This window comes from Novosphingobium sp., assembly GCF_040398825.1.
GTDB lineage: Bacteria > Pseudomonadota > Alphaproteobacteria > Sphingomonadales > Sphingomonadaceae > Novosphingobium.
Genome location: NZ_JBBATI010000031.1, coordinates 1 through 16528 on the forward strand (window position 1 = coordinate 1; position 16528 = coordinate 16528).

The window sequence follows — 16528 nt, forward strand, 5'->3', positions numbered from 1 at the left end:
ACGCCGAAAATCGCGGTGGCCCCGAAAAGCTACACCACGCGTTGGGACACGATCCAGGTTTTGGCAGCAATACGACAAACAGGAGCACTCGGTTTGTGGCTTGCAGACTTGCACGCCAAACATGCGGCCGACTTTCGCGACACCCTCATCAAGAAATATGGATTGCCCGCACCGCTCGCGGCAGCGTTGGCGGCCAGCGCAGAACTGGAAAGTGGCTTGGATTCTTCCGTTACCCAAAGCGGCAAAAACGGACATGGCCAAGGCCTGTTCCAGCTGACCGATCGTCCACGCAAAGACTTATTCAAAAAATTTAGCGGAACTACCATCGAAAAATCCACCGCAGACCAGCAAATCAAATATCAGGTCTACGAATTGACCAACAACGAGAAGCATACATTTGCTTTGGCTCAGCGGGTTGGGTCCGATGCGGCCAGCCTTGCGGCAGGGTATTCTTATTACGTCGTCAGACCTAAACAAAACTTTCGAGATTCTGCAGATAGATATGCTGTCGCGCGTGCACTCGATAAAATCCCGGTCAAATAGAAATTTTGCGTTTTAAGGAACAGTCCAGACAGCAGAACAGTGCATCCAGTGACGATATTTGTACGGTGCATCGATTTTTTCGGTATCCCAGCACCAGCCGAGGTGCACCAATTTTAAATAAATACGGCCGCGCAACAGGCAGATACGACCATTTGCATCCATTCCCGGGGCCCTGCAGCGTTCGTCAAGTGAGTCCTCCTTGCGGATCAAGGCTTTGACCGCGGCACTCATATGTTGAGGCTGATCAGCCAGCGCGGCCACTGGGTAATCCAGTCCCCCGAACATGAAAACGGCAAGCGAGACAAATTTCATGCGCTTTCGCATTGGATCATTTTCCGCATCAAGACTGCTTCGTCACCATCATAACTTGTTTGTCGTGAATTTCGAATAATTTCATTTGAGTATCGTGCCAAGCTTGCTCGGAAGTGGATATGTAGCGGAGGTGCGTCATTTCTAATTGGAGCTTACAATCCGTTAGTTCGATAATAATGATTATGTTAAATAGGGTGCGGGTTGAGCCGTCACCCGCCAGGCCGGAAATGCCGAAACGCCAATGCCGCCGCCGCGATGATCCCCGACCAGACGAGCGCCATCCACACCAATGCGGGCCACGCGTTGCGCGGAATGCGAAAGCCTCGCGTTATCCCGCCGCCAAGCACCAGCGTCAGCGCCATCACTATGGCGATCACTTGCACCCAGTCGTCCATGCTCACAACACACGCTCCAGGCCGTCATATCCCGGTTCGGTATGCGGCGGCAGTTCCTCGCACAGCGCACGATAATCCATCGATTTATCCAGGTGTGTCAGGATTGCATGGCCGACCCGCGCGGCATCGACCAGTTCCAGCGCCATCGCCAGATGCGCATGCGTCGGATGCGGATGGCGCCGCAGGGCATCAACCACCAGCACGTCGACACGATCGAACAGCGCGACCATATCAGCGGTAATTTCACTGAAGTCTGTGGCGTAACCGATTGATTTGCTGCCCTGATCAAACCGGTATGCGGTTGATTGCGCTGGCCCGTGCGGCATCTGGCAATGGCTCACGCCGATACCTCCGACCATCCGCACCCGGTCCAGATTGTCGATCGTGCAAATTGTCGGATAGCCGAATTGCCCGGCAAACACATAGCCAAAGCGCATGCGCAGGCGCCGCACGGTTTCATCGGCGGCGTAACTGGGCAATGGCGCACCACGGCCCATCCGCAGCGCGCGCAGATCATCGATGCCATGGGTATGGTCGGCGTGATCGTGCGTCCACAACACGCCATCGATCCGGCCGATGTTCGTGGCCAGCAACTGCGTGCGCAAATCGGGTGGAGTATCCACCAGCAGACGCGAACCATCATCACCTTCGACCACGATCGCCACGCGCGTGCGGCGGTTGCGCGGCTCATCAGGGTCGCAGTCACCCCAATCGTTGCCGATGCGCGGCACCCCGGTCGATGTGCCCGATCCGAGCATGATCAGCTTCACAGGCCGGCTTTCGCAAACAGCGCGCGAAAATTGGCGCCGGTCGTTTCTGCCAGCGCCGCTGGTGTGACCCCGCGCAACCGCGCCACACAGTCCAGCGTGTCGGCAACGAACGCCGGTTCACACAGGCGTCCGCGATGCGGGATCGGTGCCAGAAACGGCGCATCGGTTTCCACCAGCAGCCGATCTTCAGGTATTTCCACAGCAAACGCCGCGAGGTCTTTGGCATTCTTGAATGTAACAATCCCCGACAGCGAAATGGTCAGCCCCAGCGCCAGCACCGCCCGGCCGAATTCAGCGGTCGCGGTAAAGCAATGGATCAGCGCCGGGAACGCGCCCCTGGCCATTTCGTCGATCAGGATCGCCAGCGTGTCCGCTTCGGCATCGCGGGTGTGGATGATCACCGGCAGGCCGGTTTCGCGCGCCACGCCGATATGGGTGCGAAACAGCGCCTGTTGCACCGCACGGTCGGAATGGTCGTAGTAATAATCCAGCCCCGTTTCGCCGATCGCAATCACGCGTGGATCATGGGTGGCGTCACGCAACACGCCGGCGCCCAGATCAGCATGGCCATCAGCCTCATGCGGGTGGATGCCGACGCTGGCCCACACATCGGGTTCGCGGTGCGCGGTGGCGACCACATCCGCCCATTCGCTTTGCCGTGTCGAAATGTTCAGGAAACCCCGCACGCCGCGTGTGCGTGCACGCGCCAGGATATCACCCTGCTGTTCGGCCAGGCCTTTGTAATTCAGGTGGCAATGCGAATCGATCAGCATCAGGCGGTGGTTTCTTCGGGCGCGAGGTCGATGCGCGGGAACGCTGCTACCGGCGTGCCGAGGCGTTCACCAGTGGCCACGCGGGCCATATACCAATCAGCACGACCCAGATCGGTGATGCTGCGCTGCTCCACTGGCAAGCCAAGCTGGTCCAGCACTTTGGCCGCCGTGGCCGGCACCACCGGCGCAATGGCAATGGTCAGGTCGCGGATCGCCATGAACAGCGTGTACAGCACCGCGCGCATCCGTTCGGGATCGGTCTTGCGAAGGGCCCAGGGCGCCTGTTCATCAACATAGGCGTTGCAGGCGAACACGGCACGCATCCACGCCTCGATCCCGGCCGAAAAGTTCAGCGCGGCAAATTCGCGCGGCAATTCTTCACGCGTGGCGCCCGCGACGATCGCCAGCAGCGTGTCATCGGCGTCGGTGCTGGCAAACATGCCCAGTTCACCATCGCAGTTCTTGAAAATCATCGACAGCGTGCGCTGCACCAGATTGCCATAGCTGTTGGCCAGTTCGGCATTGCACCGCAGCGCGATTGCCTCTGGCGAATACGACCCGTCCTGGCCAAACACGACCTCACGCATCAGGAAATAGCGCAGCGGATCAACGCCGAACCTGGCCGCCAGATCGATCGGATCGGTCACATTGCCCAGCGATTTGGATTCTTTTTGCCCACGGTTGAGCAGGAACCCGTGGCCAAACACCTGTTTGGGCAAGGCTACGCCTGCGCTCAGCAAAAATGCCGGCCAATAGACCGTGTGGAACCGCACGATATCCTTGCCGATCAGGTGCAGGTCCGCCGGCCAGAACCGTTTGAATTCGTCGGTCTGGTCGGGCCAGCCCAATCCGGTCAGATAATTGGTCAGCGCATCGACCCACACATACATCACGTGGGCCTGATCATCGCCCTCACCCGGTTCGACCGGTACCGCGATGCCCCAGTCAAAACTGGTGCGCGATACCGACAGGTCGCGCAGGCCGCCCTCGATAAACCGCACGATTTCGTTGCGGCGGCTGTCGGGCTGAATGAATTGCGGGTTGGCGGCGATATGCGCCAGCAACCGGTCGCCATAATGCGACAGCCGGAAAAACCAGCTTTCCTCCACCGTCCATTCAACCGGCGTGCCCTGGGGCGACAGTTTCTGCCCGCCCTCACCCGGCACCAGTTCGCTTTCGTCGTAATAGGCCTCGTCGCGAATGGAATACCAACCTTCATAGCGATCGAGGTACAGATCGCCATTGGCCTTCATCCGCCGCCACAATTCCTGCACGGTGGCATGGTGGCGCGGTTCGGTGGTGCGAATAAACACATCATAGCCGATGTTCAATGCCGCGCACATATCTATGAAATGTTGCGACATTTCATCGGCCAATTGCCGCGCAGTGACGCCCAGGTCACGCGCCTTTTGTGCCATTTTCAGCCCGTGTTCGTCGGTGCCGGTCTGCAACCGCGCATCGCGCCCGATCGAGCGCATGAACCGCACGATGCAATCGGCGGCGATCGCTTCATAGGCGTGGCCGATGTGCGGCTTGCCATTGGGATAGGAAATTGCGGTGGTAATGTAATAGGGTTCGCCCATCGGGACGGTCACTTCCTGTTGGCGCGGGTTGGCTTAGTTGCGCCCACCCCTAGTATGGGCCACGCCTGCCAGCAAGGCACCGATTTCCAGCATCAGCAACCCGGGGTCATAGTTATAGGTTGGCGCCTCACGCGCCAGGCGCACCAGCGCGACATGGGCATCGGCCAGCGCGGCGTGGCTGCGCGCATCGCCGGTACCCATCGCATCGACCAGCACCATGCGCGCCGCGGTCAGCGCGGCCATCTGGCGGTCGCGGTCGGGCCGCTGGCCGATCGCCGCTGCCAGTTCGGCCCGCAGTGACAGATCGGCATCGCCGCGCGCCACCAGTGTGTGCATCAATTGCCACACCCGGCCGAGGTCCTGTTCGGCAAACGCCAGGCCTGCGCCCGGCGCGCCTGCCCCCACCGCGATCGCCGCATCACGCGTCAATGCGTCAATCCCTGGTGCGAGCAGATCCAGCGCCCGCCCCATGTCCTGCGCATCCAGCGGGTGAAACCGCAACACCTGGCAGCGTGACCGGATGGTCGGCAACAACCGGCCGAGCTGGTGTACGATCAGCAAAAAGAATGTGCCTTGCGGTGGTTCCTCAAGACTTTTCAGCAAGGCATTGGCGGCGGCGGTTTCCAGCAAATCAGCCGCATCGATCACCACCGCCCGGCGCGCGCCCAGCGTCGGCCGCGTCACCAGGCGCCGCTGCATGCCGCGCACCTGATCCACGCTGATATTGCGTTTGGTGGCAAAGGGTTTGCCGTCATCGCGCTTTTTGGCTTCGTCTTCGTTGGCGGGCAGCGGAATCAGCGTGTGAATATCGGGGTGGTGGTCATATGCCGGTTGCACCACGGCCGGTTCGGCCACCAGTTCGCTGGCCGCGGCGCGGGCAAAACTGGCTTTGCCCAGCCCTTCGCGTCCGACCAGCATCCATGCATGGTGCATCCGCCGGCCGCCGCGCGCAGCATGCCATTCGCGCCATACCGCATCGTGGCCCAGCAGCGTCACAGGTCTGCCAGCGCCGACAGCACGCGGGCGTGCACGGCATCGGGCGTGCCACCGGCATCGATGATCGCAAACCGCTGCGGGTCGGCATTGGCAAAGCGGCGGAACGCGGCGGCCACGCGCGCGTGATAGGCGGTATCGCGGCCGCCGATGCGGTCGTTTTGCCCGTGATCGCGCAAGGCCAGCCGTGCGGCCGCCTGCGCCGGATCACATTCCAGCAGCACGGTGCGATCGGGCAGCAGGCCTGCGCTGCCGATGGCATGCAGGGCCAGAATGTCGCCATCGTCCAGGCCGCTGCCGCCGCCCTGATAGGCCCGGCTCGAATCGAGAAAACGGTCGGTCAGCACCCATTCCCCGCGCAGCAATGCCGGGCGGATCAGGCGATCGACATGGTCGGCACGCGCGGCGGCAAACAACAGCGCCTCTGCCCGCGGGCCCCAGCCGTCGCCGGCGGTATCGAGCAGCATCGCGCGGATCTGTTCGGCGCCGGGCGTGCCCCCCGGTTCACGCGTGGTCACTACCGCCATGCCGCGCGCGCGCAACGCGGCGGAAAGCATTTTGAGCTGGGTCGATTTGCCCACCCCTTCCCCGCCTTCCAGCGCGATAAACCGGCCAGGCTGTGCGGGCGGCGCAATCATGGTTGCACCGCGCCGGTCATCGCCGCCAGACCATCGCGCAAGCGGTCAAACACACCGCCGCTGGCGATCGCGCGCGCCGCCACCAGCGGCAGATGCTGAATCGGCTGCCCGGGCGCGCGCACGATCAGGCTGGCCACCGGGGCACCCTGTGCGATCGGCGCGGTCAGTGGCGCCTTGTACCGCACGGCCAGCGTGTATTGCGGGGGCACCCCGTGCGGCGTGGCGATGGCATAGGCGTGCGGGACAACCAGATTGACGCTGCGCACGGTGCCGCCCTGCACCCGCGCGGTGCCCAGGCTGGCGCCGGCCGGCGCAATCGGATGCGAATCCCATGCGGCAAAGCCCCATTCGGCAAATTGGCGCGATTGCTGTGCGCGATCGTTGGGGCGGCCATAACCACCCAGCACAAAGATGATCCGACGGTCAGCGCGCACCACAGACCCGACAAAGCCATAGCCTGCCTCTCCGGTAAAGCCGGTCTTTACCCCGTCGGCACCGGGGGTGTGGCCATACAGCGGATTGTGATTGGCCTGTGCAATACCGTTGAATTCGGCGCGATCGTGGCCGTAAAACCGGTGATAGAGATCGGGATGGCGGGTGATCAGCGCGGTGGCCAGCGTGGCCAGATCGGCCGCCGAAACATAGGTTTGACCTTCATCCATCCAGCCATTGGGCGTGTTGTAATGCGTGTCGCGCAGGCCCAATTGCTTTGCCGCGTCGTTCATCATCGCGGTAAAGCCGGGAACCGATCCGGCGATCCCTTCGGCCAGGACAACACAGGCATCGTTGGCCGATACGGTCACGATACCTTCCAGCAGGTCGGCCACCGTGGTGCGGCTGCCATTGCCCAGGAACATCGTGCTGCCCACGCGGTGCCATTTGCGAAAGGTTTCGTTTCGCATCTCAAAGCTTTGATCCAGCTTCAATTTTCCTGCTGCGATCAATTCGAACGCGACATAGCTGGTCATGATCTTGGTCAGCGATGCCGGCACAAACCGCCGGTGCGCATCGCGCGAAAACAGCACGCGGCCCGAATTGACATCGACCATATAGGCGGTCGGCGCGGTGATATCGGGCATCACCGTGGGGTCGGCCGGCGGTGCCGGGCTGCGGCGCGCCAGCGCGGCCACCGGCAGGCACACCAGCATCACGGCCAGTACAGCGCATGCCCGGCGGTGTGGCGCACGGGCAGACGGGCGGACAATCGGTGAATGCGGCAGGATCATGGGCGGGTCGACTTTGGCATGCTTTTACAACTGTAGCGTCGCATCACCGACCCTGGGCGCCCTGCCCGCGATCAATCGTGGTGCAGGATGATCGCACCGGCATAGCCCGACTGCTTCGCCTTCGCCAGTGCGGCGCGGGCCTGATCGTCACCCACCGCAACAATCCGTACGCGCCACAGCTTTCCGGCGGGTTCAACCTTGCCGCCAACCTGTGCCGCCGCCTTTTGCGCCCGTTCGCGCGATGAAAAGGCCGCGACCTGCACCCACAACCGCTTTGCCGGTGTGGTTGTTGCGGCCGGTGGGGCGACGGTGGCTGGCTCGGCCGGTTTTGCCGGTTCGTGATGTGGCGCAACCGGTTTGGTGGCAGGTGCCGCGACCACCAACGGCGGCGAGCCCGCTACCGGGGGCGGTGCTGGCGGTGGTGCGGGCTGCTTTGCCACCGGGGCAACGGGTATAATCGGGTCCTGATGCGGCAGGGCGGCAGGGCGCGCCTGCGCCACGGGCCGGGGCGCGGGTGATGGGCGCGGCGTCGATACCTGGCGGGGAGTCGATACCTGCCGGGGAGTCGATACCTGCCGGGGCATGGCCGTACCTTGCGCCGGCACGCCTGCCAGCGCGACCGATGGTGGCTCATCCGGGGTCACCGGCGTCGCCACACCCAGCTTGCGGCGCAGCGCGGTCAACAGCCCGGGCGGGGTTTCCATGCGATCGGGCGCACGGTTGCCCTGCCGCAGCAGCGCGCGTTCGGCCTCTGGCGGGTTGACCCGGCGCACTCGCACCGCGGCATCGGCGCTGGATGGCAGCCCCAATTGTGCCCAGGCTGCGGGCGACAGTTCGATCAGCTGTTTGCCCGACATCGGCCCGCGCCGGTCCAGGCGCACCAGCACCGTGCGCCCCGAATCGAGCGCGGTCACCTCAACATAACAGGGCAATGGCAGCGCATGGTGCGCGCCGCTGATGCCCGCACCATCGCTGCCGGCATGCGCAAAACCCACCGCATCGTAATTCAGCGTGTCGGCAGGCGTATAGGTGACCCCGCCGATGACATAGGGATCGCCGATGGTCACCGGATAATCGCCCTCTGGCCCCAGCGCCGTTGCGGCCAGGGCTGCGGGTGATGCGGGCGGGCGGGTGCGACCGGCGGCCTGCGCCCCTGCCGGCGCCAGTACCAGACCGGCCCACGCCGATGCGCAGGCCAGCCGGGCCAGAGTGCTAGTGACTGATTTCATCGGCGAGCAATCCTACCGAAAGGGCGTAAAAATTCGAACAGTTGTAATCAAGGATAACCCGATAATTTCCGGTTAGCAGCCAGGCCGGGCGTCCGGGCCCATCGGGCTCCAGCAAAGTCGCCTGGACATGGTCATCGGGCCAGGGCCCACGCGCCGGGGCCAGCCCCAGTGCGCGCCATTCGGCGATCGTATGCCAGCGCGAATGGCGCACAAACACCTGCGGACAGCGTGGGCTGTTCATATGGTTGGCCTGCGCGACGCGGTCGAACCCGGCCGGCACAGTGACCGCGATTCCCCACGGTTCGCCTCGTCGCCAGCCGGCATCACGAAAATAATTGGCAATCGATGCCAGGGTGTCGGCCCGGTTGGTCCAGATATCGGCCAGCCCGTCTCCATCGGCATCCTGCGCCACGCGCAGATAGACGCTGGGCAGGAATTGCGGATTGCCAAACGCGCCCGCCCAGCTGCCCTGCAGCCGCCAGCGCGGCACACCACGATCGATCATTTTCAGCAGGGCGATGAATTCCTGCGAAAACAGTTCGCGCCGCCGCCCTTCATAAGCGAGCGAGGCGATCGCGCGGGGCAGATCATAGGTACCGGTAAAGCTGCCGTAATTGCTTTCATGCCCCCAGATCGCCAGCACGATCGGGCCGGGCACGCCATAGCGCGCCTCAATCTGTGCGATCAGCGGTGCGGATGCGCCATACAGCACCCGACCGCGCGCGATCCGCCCGGCATCGACATGATTGCGGCGATAGGGTTCGAAACGCGGGATCGCCCCCGGTGTACCCCCGGGCTGGCTGCGGTCGTGCCACACCACTTCGGGATCATAGGACAGCGTGTCGACCACCGCGTGAATCGTCGATTCGCGCACCCCTTCGCCGCGCGCCCGTTCCGCCAGCGCTTGCAGAAAGGTCCCAAAACCCATCTGCCCGGCAATGACAGGCCGGGATATCGTTGGCGCGGGCGCAACCATCGGCGCGGGCGTAACCATGGGCTGGCCGCCGGCAGTGGCCCCCGGCACCAGCAATGCGGATAGTATGGTCAGCGCCGGGGCAAGCCTGTGAACGACACGCATCATGCCCCGGCTTGTCGCACAACGCAGGGCCGGTGTGAAACCCTGATGTTGATCCGGCGGGAGAATAACCAAAACCACCCCGGGGCGGTGGGTGGCGCCTTCGAAACAGACTCTTGCGAAAACCACTTGCCTTCATCGCCGGTGGAACTATCGACGGCGGCCTGAAACACGCAAAGTCAGGGCCAAGGCCCTGGCCGTTGTGCACGGACAGGTGGCCGAGTGGTTTAAGGCAGCGGTCTTGAAAACCGCCGTGGGTGCAAGCCCACCGTGGGTTCGAATCCCACCCTGTCCGCCAATTTCAACGTGGTCGCTGCAACACCGCTGAAGTCGCGGTGTGTCCGCCCGCCCCGGTACACGCGGTGGCAGGCGGACAGGAATGAAAACCGCGGGGTCTCAACTGGCTTCGTGGTCAAGCCGCTTGCCCAGGGCATCGATTGCGGTACGCAGGACCGTGCGCAACCGGTTGAACGCTTCATCGGTGCTGGCCAGCGCATCGATCTCGGCCCGTGTCGACGGTGCGGGCAGTGCGTGCAGTTTTGCCAGCAGACCGGTCTGGTCGGCAAAAACCGCATCGAATGCACGATCGGCCGCCGATACCGCCGCATCCTTCTCGTCGCCCGCGATCTCGCCCATCGCACCCTTGATATCGGCAAGGCACTGACGAAGAAAATCAAGCACGTTGATCCAGGCCACCTTCAAGGCCTCGCCCTGATCATGGCTTGGCGTTTCAGTGCCATTTTTGGTCAGTTGGCGCCATATCTCGCGATAGGCTTCGGCGGTGACGGGGAATTCACCGCTTTCGATACGGATCGTGTTGAAAATGCGCAGGACCTCTTTCAACCGGGCGTGGGCCGAGGTTGTAAAGAGCAGATCGTTTCCGGTCAGTTTGATGACAGGCTTTTGCTGCATGGCGGTTATGGCATGGTCCAGGCCATTGGCAATATCGCGGGCATAGGGGCCAAGCTGTGACCAGTCGGCCGCCGAAAACGCTTTGGCAAAGGCAGGCCTGGCTAATCCCGCCACCAGCACCACAGCAAAGCCGCTTTCAAGAAACGCGCGTCTTGACCAAATCACGTGATCCTCCAATCGTTTGCATAACAAGGCATTGTCATAACAAGAGCGGGGCGCCTGCGGTTCGTCACTTCTTGACCGCGGCTGCCGGTGAAACTGGCGTCGGCAACGCCAGATCGCCTTTGGTGCATTGCGCAGTGCCCTTGTTGGGTGGTGTCGGGTCCTGCGGGGTGGACCAGGTCATCATGCCGGTCTGGCGGTTGATGGTGGCCGGGCGCGGGGTGCCGCCATCGCTGGTCCAGCTGATCGTGGTGGCGGTGATCGTCGCGGGCCAGGTCTTGACCTGACGTGGCATTCTGGCGCGGGCCAGAGCGTCCTCAACATTGCCGCCGCCGTTCAGGTTGTGCATGCCCGGGCGATTTTGCAGCGACAAGACCGATTTCACCTGGCTGGTCGCGGTATTGACCCAGATCACCTCAACATCGGTGAATCCGTCGAAGGGCTGAAATTTGCAGACCATGTTGATCGTTTCAGCGTTGTTGGTTGCGGCCAGGGCCGCTGGCGCTGCGATCAGCGTGCCGGCTGCGGCCACGGCCATGGCAGCATGTTTGCGCAAAGTGTTCATGGCGATTCCTGTCGTTGACCAAGGCGAGCACGCTCCTTCGCCAATGAACGTGACAATTTTTCGACAGATCCGTGAATTTTGGTCCCGCCCGGTCGCAATCTTCCCGTCACGACGGGGCAACGCGCAATGCTGGCAGACATGCGACGCCCTGGCTTACGGCGCGATCCGATGCTCGCCACGCCCGGCGTGCACCAACTTTGGGGATGTTTTACGTAATTGAAAGATGCCCGGTGGTAACTGCCACGTTGATCATGCCGATCGTAACTGCGGAAACCTTGTGGCAAACCTGTATTCGCGCTTCAAAACCCAGATGGCCGCTGCCCCGCAGCGGAGCGCGCCACCGCGCACCAGCGGGTTGTCGGGGTCGGACGCAGAAGAGATGTGCGCGGCGCTGGAATCGCTCAACCTGGGCGGACTGTGGTCGACTGATGCCGCGGGCAAGCTGACCTATCTGTCGCCTGCGGTGCGCAAGCCACTGGTGCAAGGCGATTACGCCGATGGCAAGGAATTCCTGAACCTGTTCGTGCCGCCACGCGCCGGGATCGACGGGCAGCGCACGCTGCCCTTTGTGTTTGCGCGCAAAGGCCATTTTGAAGGCGTGATCGCGCGTACCAAGGCCAGCACCAGCGATGGTGGCAGGGACCATGAACGCGAAACGCTGTGGTCGGTATCGGGCGTGCCGATTCCTGGCCCCGACGGCGGCTTTGCCGGTTTTCGCGGCCATCTGGTGGACGTGACCAGCGAACGCCAAAGCGCCGAAGAGGCATCGCAACTGGCCACCACCGACGCGCTGACCGGATTGTCAAACCGCCGTCGCATGGCCGATCTGCTGGAACGCACGTTCGCCGCGTTTGCACCGCAAGGGCGGCCCTGTTCGGTCATGCTGATCGATCTCGACCGGTTCAAACAGGTCAACGATACGCTGGGCCATGCCGTGGGCGATGCGCTGCTGAAACAGGTGGCGCAACGCCTGATCCTGGTGGTTGGTGACAAGGAACGCATCAGCCGGCTGGGTGGTGACGAATTTCAGGTCATCCTGCCCGATGTCGAAGACCGCGGCCGGCTGGGCGATCTGGCGGGCCGCATCATCACCATGTTGTCCGAACCCTATACCATCGATGGCGATCGTTGCACGATCGGCGCGTCGGTCGGCATCGCGGTCAGCCCCTATGATGGCGAAACCGTCGACAATCTGGTGCGCAACGCCGATCTCGCGCTCTATGCCGCCAAACATTCGGGGCGCGGCCGGTTCCGGTTCTATTCCAACGAAATGCTGGAAACCGCCGAACAGCGCCGGCATCTTGAAGAAACGATGCACGACGCGCTCGCCAAGGGTGAATTCGAACTGCATTACCAACCGCTGGTCGAAGTGGCGAGCAACCGCGTGGTGGGGACCGAGGCGCTGGTGCGCTGGAACCACCCCGATCGTGGCATGCTGTCGCCTGCACTGTTCATCCCGATTGCCGAAGAATCGACGATGATCTGCCGGATCGGCGAATGGATCCTGCGCAAGGCCTGCGAAGACGCCGTGCAATGGCCCGGTCAGGTGCGGGTGGCGGTCAACGTGTCACCGGTACAATTTGCCGACCAGACATTTCCCAAAGTCGTGGCGATGGCGCTGTCATCGACCGGGCTTGATCCCGACCGGCTGGAACTGGAAATCACCGAAAGCGTGTTCCTGCAGGAAGGCGCGGCGACAGATGCGATGTTCAAGGCTTTGAAAGGCCTTGGCGTGCGGCTGGTGCTCGACGATTTCGGCACCGGCTATTCCAGCTTGTCCTATCTGCAGAACGCGCCGTTCGACAAAATCAAGATCGACCAGAGCTTTATCCGCGGCGCCACCAGCAACAGCAACCGCAACCGCGCGATCATCAGCGCGATTGTCGCGCTGGCCGATGCGCTGGGCATGGACACGATTGCCGAAGGGGTTGAATCGTTTGACCAGCTGACGATGGTCCGCGATCTGAAGATCGGCCATGTCCAGGGCTATATCTTCGGCAAGCCGGTCGCGGTGGATGTTCTGTTCCAGAACCTGCTGGCCGACGCCTGGGTGCTGAAACCCGAAGGCCCGGCGCACCAGCGCCCCGAACGTCGCGCGATGTTCCGCACCATCGGGGTCATTCACGAAGACCACTATTATCCGGTAACCTTGCGCAACCTGTCGCTGACCGGCGCGCTGATCGAAGGGCTGCTGGAGGTGCCGGTCGGCACGCCGTTCATGGTCGATTTCGGCGAAGGCCAGTTCGAACTGGCCACGGTCATGCGGTCACGCGAATCCGCACAAGGCATCCGGTTTGAACGCGAACTGGTCAGCGACGGCAACGGCGGTCTGTGCACCCGGCACCGGTTCCTGCCGCACCATCTGTCCGCCGCCGGCGTGCCCAAAAATTCCGAAGAATTCCTGACCAAGCAGGCCGGGTTGCTGGCTACCGGCAAGATCAGCATGCCACGGTTCGGCATGGCCAACCGGGGTACGCAACGCAATCCGGGTTAGCCCTTCCCGGCGTGTTGCGCCGGAAATGAGTCAGATATGGATGGCGCGGCCATAGGCGGCCAGCACCGATTCGTGCATCGATTCGCTGATGGTCGGGTGCGGAAACACCGTGTGCATCAATTCCGCTTCGGTCGTTTCCAGCGTCCTGCCGATGACAAAACCCTGGATCATCTCGGTCACTTCGGCGCCGATCATGTGCGCGCCCAGCAATTCGCCGGTGGTGGCGTCGAACACGGTTTTGACAAACCCTTCCGCTTCACCCAGGGCGATTGCCTTGCCATTGCCGATGAACGGAAACGTGCCGGCGCGCACGGTATGGCCGGCCGCATTGGCCGCCGCCTCGGTCATGCCGACGCTGGCGATCTGCGGATGGCAATAGGTACAGCCCGGGATGTTGCCACGGTCCATCGGGTGCGGGTGGACATCCTTGTTGCCCAGTTCCGCCGCGATCGATTCCGCCACGATCACACCTTCGTGGCTGGCCTTGTGCGCCAGCCAGGGCCCCGGCGTCACATCGCCGATCGCCCACACGCCTGGCGCACTGGTGCGGCCATAGGCGTCCGTGGCGATGATCCCGCGTGTGGTGGCGATGCCCGCCGCCTCCAGCCCGATCGCTTCGGTATTGGGCACAATCCCCACCGCGACGATGACATGGCTGAACCGTTCGTCGACCATGGTGCCGTCCTTGCGTTTGATCCGCGCGGTCACGCCCTCGGCATCCACCGCGATCGTTTCAACGCCCGATCCGGTCAGCACGGTCATGCCCTGTTTGGTCAGTGCCTTTTCCAGAAATGCGGAAACGTCCGCATCCTCGACCGGCACGACCCGGTCGAGCATTTCCACCACCGTAACCTTGCTGCCCATATCATTGTAAAAGCTTGCAAATTCGATGCCGATCGCGCCCGAACCGATCACCAGCAGCTTTGACGGCAATTCCTTTGGCGTCATTGCGTGGCGATAGGTCCACACGCGGTTGCCGTCGGCCGGGGCGAACGGCAGATCGCGCGCACGTGCACCGGTGGCGACGATGATATGTTTGCCGGTCAGTGCAACCGTACCCTTTTCGCTGGTGACATCGACCGTGCCCGCACCGCTGATCACGCCGGTGCCCATATGCACGGTGATCTTGTTCTTCTTCATCAGGTGGGTCACGCCCTGGTTCAGCTGTTTGGCCACACCGCGTGACCGCGCCACCACCGCGCCCAGATCGGCACGCACATTGTCGGCGGCCAGGCCATAGGCCCTGGCATGCTGCATCTGGTGAAACACTTCGGCCGATCGCAACAGCGCCTTGGTCGGGATGCAGCCCCAGTTGAGGCAGATCCCGCCCAGGTTTTCGCGTTCGACAATCGCGGTTTTCAGGCCCAATTGCGCAGCGCGGATCGCCGCCACATAGCCGCCCGGCCCCGATCCAAGCACGATCACGTCATAGCTGTCAGCCACGCTCAACTCCTTGATATCATGTCAGTGCGGTGCGGCACACCCGATCAGGCGACCAGCGCCAGCGGATCTTCCACCAATGCCTTGAACACCTGCATCAATTCCGCACCATCGGCGCCATCGATCGCGCGGTGGTCAAAACTGCCAGTGACCGACATCACCGTCGCCACCGCCAGCGCGCCATCGACCACCCATGGCCGCGCCTCACCCGCGCCGACCGCCAGGATCATCGCCTGCGGCGGATTGATAACCGCATCGAACGATTTGATGCCGTACATGCCCAGGTTGGACAGGCTGGCGGTGCCGCCCTGGTATTCGTGCGGCTGCAATTTGCCGTCGCGCGCCTTGGCTGCCAGCGCCTTCATCTCGGTGGCGATGGCGGACACCGATTTTGACCCGGCATCGACAATGATCGGCGTAATCAGGCCCGACGGCGCGGCGACCGCCACTGAAATGTCGACCCGGCTGAAACTGCGCAATTCATCGCCGGCAAAGCTGACATTGCATTTCGGCGTGCGTTCCAGCGCCTTGGCCAGCGCCTTGATCACCAGATCGTTGACCGACAGTTTGATCCCCTGCGGCGCGAGTGCGGCGTTGAGCTGCCCACGCAGTTTCAGCAGGGCATCAAGCCGGACATCGACGGTCAGATAGATATGCGGAATGGTCTGCTTGGCTTCGGTCAGGCGGCGCGCAATCGTCTTGCGCACGTTGTTGAGCTTCGACGCGGTATAGGGAATGCCGAAATCGGGCACCGGCGCCGGTGTCGGCGCCACTGCCGTGGGTGGCGTGGCGGCAACTGGCGCAGGTGCCGGTGCCGGCGCCGGTGCCTGAGCGGCGACCACTGGCGCTGCGGCTGGCGCGGCGTCAAGATCGGCGCGCACGATCCGGCCATTGGGTCCGCTGCCGGAAACAGTGGACAGATCGATGCCCTTTGCCTGCGCGATCCGCTTGGCCAGCGGGCTGGCCAGCACGCGTGCCCCTGCTGCTGCAGGGGGAGCCGCTGGCGCGGGGGCCGTGGCGGGTATGACTGGTGCGGCAACCGGCGCCGGGATTGCGACCGGCGCTGCCGGCGCTGCCGGCGCGGTTGCTGGCGCAACAGTCGTGGCCCTGGCCGGGGCTTCTTCGTCTTCGCTGGCGATCGTCGCGATCACCGTGCCGACTTTTACCCCTTCGCTGCCTTCACCAACATCGATCGACACGATCACGCCTTCGTCAACCGCCTCGAACTCCATCGTCGCCTTGTCGGTTTCGATCTCGGCCAGGATATCGCCCGACGACACCTTGTCGCCCGCCTTGACCAGCCATTTGGCCAGCGTGCCTTCTTCCATGGTGGGGGAAAGTGCGGGCATCTTGATCGCAATCGGCATGGCGGGCGTTCCGTTCTGGCAGGATTATCGCAGTTTAGGTGTGCACTTTGG

General features: G+C 63.0%; 16 protein-coding genes and 1 tRNA gene. 3 read left to right on the forward strand and 14 right to left on the reverse strand.

The window, feature by feature from the left end; genetic code table 11:
* A partial coding sequence (locus ABWP89_RS14225) for a phage tail tip lysozyme (RefSeq protein ID WP_353230091.1) occupies positions 1-543 on the forward strand: 543 nt, incomplete at its 5' end.
* A gap of 12 nt (positions 544-555) precedes the next feature.
* Here ABWP89_RS14225 and ABWP89_RS14230 read toward each other — a convergent pair.
* From ABWP89_RS14230 to ABWP89_RS14275, 10 genes are all read right to left on the reverse strand, one after another.
* Positions 556-855, reverse strand: coding sequence for a hypothetical protein (locus ABWP89_RS14230; RefSeq protein ID WP_353230092.1), 300 nt, complete (start codon positions 853-855; stop codon positions 556-558).
* A gap of 209 nt (positions 856-1064) precedes the next feature.
* A complete protein-coding gene (locus ABWP89_RS14235; protein ID WP_353230152.1) occupies positions 1065-1250 on the reverse strand; it encodes a hypothetical protein in 186 nt (61 codons plus the stop codon).
* Positions 1251-1252: 2 nt separating this feature from the next.
* Complete coding sequence (locus ABWP89_RS14240) at positions 1253-2020, reverse strand: MBL fold metallo-hydrolase (RefSeq protein WP_353230093.1); 768 nt, start codon at positions 2018-2020, stop codon at positions 1253-1255.
* On the reverse strand, positions 2017-2793 hold the full coding sequence (locus ABWP89_RS14245; protein WP_353230095.1) for a TatD family hydrolase: 777 nt from the start codon (positions 2791-2793) through the stop codon (positions 2017-2019). Before ABWP89_RS14245 ends, ABWP89_RS14240 begins: the two co-directional genes overlap by 4 nt.
* Entirely contained in the window at positions 2793-4376 is a 1584-nt protein-coding gene (gene metG, locus ABWP89_RS14250; protein ID WP_353230096.1) for a methionine--tRNA ligase, read from the reverse strand. The genes ABWP89_RS14245 and metG overlap by 1 nt, the downstream gene beginning before the upstream one ends.
* A 33-nt stretch (positions 4377-4409) precedes the next feature.
* Entirely contained in the window at positions 4410-5372 is a 963-nt protein-coding gene (locus ABWP89_RS14255) for a DNA polymerase III delta subunit-related protein (protein ID WP_353230098.1), read from the reverse strand.
* Positions 5369-6007 carry a dTMP kinase gene (gene tmk, locus ABWP89_RS14260; protein WP_353230099.1) on the reverse strand — a complete coding sequence of 213 codons (639 nt, stop codon included), beginning with the start codon at positions 6005-6007 and terminating at the stop codon, positions 5369-5371. The genes ABWP89_RS14255 and tmk overlap by 4 nt, the downstream gene beginning before the upstream one ends.
* Complete coding sequence (locus ABWP89_RS14265) at positions 6004-7233, reverse strand: D-alanyl-D-alanine carboxypeptidase family protein (protein WP_353230101.1); 1230 nt, start codon at positions 7231-7233, stop codon at positions 6004-6006. The genes tmk and ABWP89_RS14265 overlap by 4 nt, the downstream gene beginning before the upstream one ends.
* A gap of 71 nt (positions 7234-7304) precedes the next feature.
* Positions 7305-8462, reverse strand: coding sequence for an SPOR domain-containing protein (locus tag ABWP89_RS14270; protein WP_353230103.1), 1158 nt, complete (start codon positions 8460-8462; stop codon positions 7305-7307).
* On the reverse strand, positions 8446-9438 hold the full coding sequence (locus ABWP89_RS14275; protein WP_502915299.1) for a lytic murein transglycosylase: 993 nt from the start codon (positions 9436-9438) through the stop codon (positions 8446-8448). Before ABWP89_RS14275 ends, ABWP89_RS14270 begins: the two co-directional genes overlap by 17 nt.
* Before the next feature lie 307 nt (positions 9439-9745).
* On the opposite strand from ABWP89_RS14275, the gene ABWP89_RS14280 reads away from it, so the two are divergent.
* Positions 9746-9835, forward strand: a tRNA-Ser gene (locus tag ABWP89_RS14280).
* Positions 9836-9933: 98 nt separating this feature from the next.
* Here the strand turns inward: ABWP89_RS14280 and ABWP89_RS14285 are convergent.
* Positions 9934-10626 carry a hypothetical protein gene (locus ABWP89_RS14285; RefSeq protein WP_353230104.1) on the reverse strand — a complete coding sequence of 231 codons (693 nt, stop codon included), beginning with the start codon at positions 10624-10626 and terminating at the stop codon, positions 9934-9936.
* 52 nt (positions 10627-10678) lie between these two features.
* Entirely contained in the window at positions 10679-11176 is a 498-nt protein-coding gene (locus ABWP89_RS14290) for a hypothetical protein (protein WP_353230106.1), read from the reverse strand.
* Positions 11177-11453: 277 nt separating this feature from the next.
* Between ABWP89_RS14290 and ABWP89_RS14295 the strand changes: the two genes are divergently transcribed.
* Positions 11454-13670, forward strand: a complete 2217-nt coding sequence (locus tag ABWP89_RS14295; protein WP_353230108.1) for a putative bifunctional diguanylate cyclase/phosphodiesterase — start codon at positions 11454-11456, stop codon at positions 13668-13670.
* Positions 13671-13700: 30 nt separating this feature from the next.
* Here ABWP89_RS14295 and lpdA read toward each other — a convergent pair whose 3' ends face one another.
* The gene (gene lpdA, locus ABWP89_RS14300; RefSeq protein ID WP_353230110.1) at positions 13701-15113 is read right to left on the reverse strand and encodes a dihydrolipoyl dehydrogenase; all 1413 of its coding nucleotides are present in this window, start codon (positions 15111-15113) and stop codon (positions 13701-13703) included.
* Between the two features lie 44 nt (positions 15114-15157).
* Positions 15158-16477 (reverse strand): pyruvate dehydrogenase complex dihydrolipoamide acetyltransferase, encoded by a 1320-nt coding sequence (locus ABWP89_RS14305; protein WP_353230111.1) that lies wholly within the window; start codon positions 16475-16477, stop codon positions 15158-15160.
* Between the last annotated feature and the right edge of the window lie 51 nt (positions 16478-16528).

Excerpts from the sequence above, each read along its gene's own strand:
- ABWP89_RS14230 (WP_353230092.1), bottom strand. The coding sequence starts at position 855 with ATGAAATTTGTCTCGCTTGCCGTTTTCATGTTCGGGGGACTGGATTAC.
- ABWP89_RS14235 (WP_353230152.1), bottom strand. The coding sequence starts at position 1,250 with ATGGACGACTGGGTGCAAGTGATCGCCATAGTGATGGCGCTGACGCTG.
- ABWP89_RS14245 (WP_353230095.1), bottom strand. The coding sequence starts at position 2,793 with ATGCTGATCGATTCGCATTGCCACCTGAATTACAAAGGCCTGGCCGAA.
- metG (WP_353230096.1), bottom strand. The coding sequence starts at position 4,376 with ATGGGCGAACCCTATTACATTACCACCGCAATTTCCTATCCCAATGGC.
- tmk (WP_353230099.1), bottom strand. The coding sequence starts at position 6,007 with ATGATTGCGCCGCCCGCACAGCCTGGCCGGTTTATCGCGCTGGAAGGC.
- ABWP89_RS14265 (WP_353230101.1), bottom strand. The coding sequence starts at position 7,233 with ATGATCCTGCCGCATTCACCGATTGTCCGCCCGTCTGCCCGTGCGCCA.
- ABWP89_RS14270 (WP_353230103.1), bottom strand. The coding sequence starts at position 8,462 with ATGAAATCAGTCACTAGCACTCTGGCCCGGCTGGCCTGCGCATCGGCG.
- ABWP89_RS14275 (WP_502915299.1), bottom strand. The coding sequence starts at position 9,438 with ATGGTTGCGCCCGCGCCAACGATATCCCGGCCTGTCATTGCCGGGCAG.
- ABWP89_RS14290 (WP_353230106.1), bottom strand. The coding sequence starts at position 11,176 with ATGAACACTTTGCGCAAACATGCTGCCATGGCCGTGGCCGCAGCCGGC.
- ABWP89_RS14305 (WP_353230111.1), bottom strand. The coding sequence starts at position 16,477 with ATGCCGATTGCGATCAAGATGCCCGCACTTTCCCCCACCATGGAAGAA.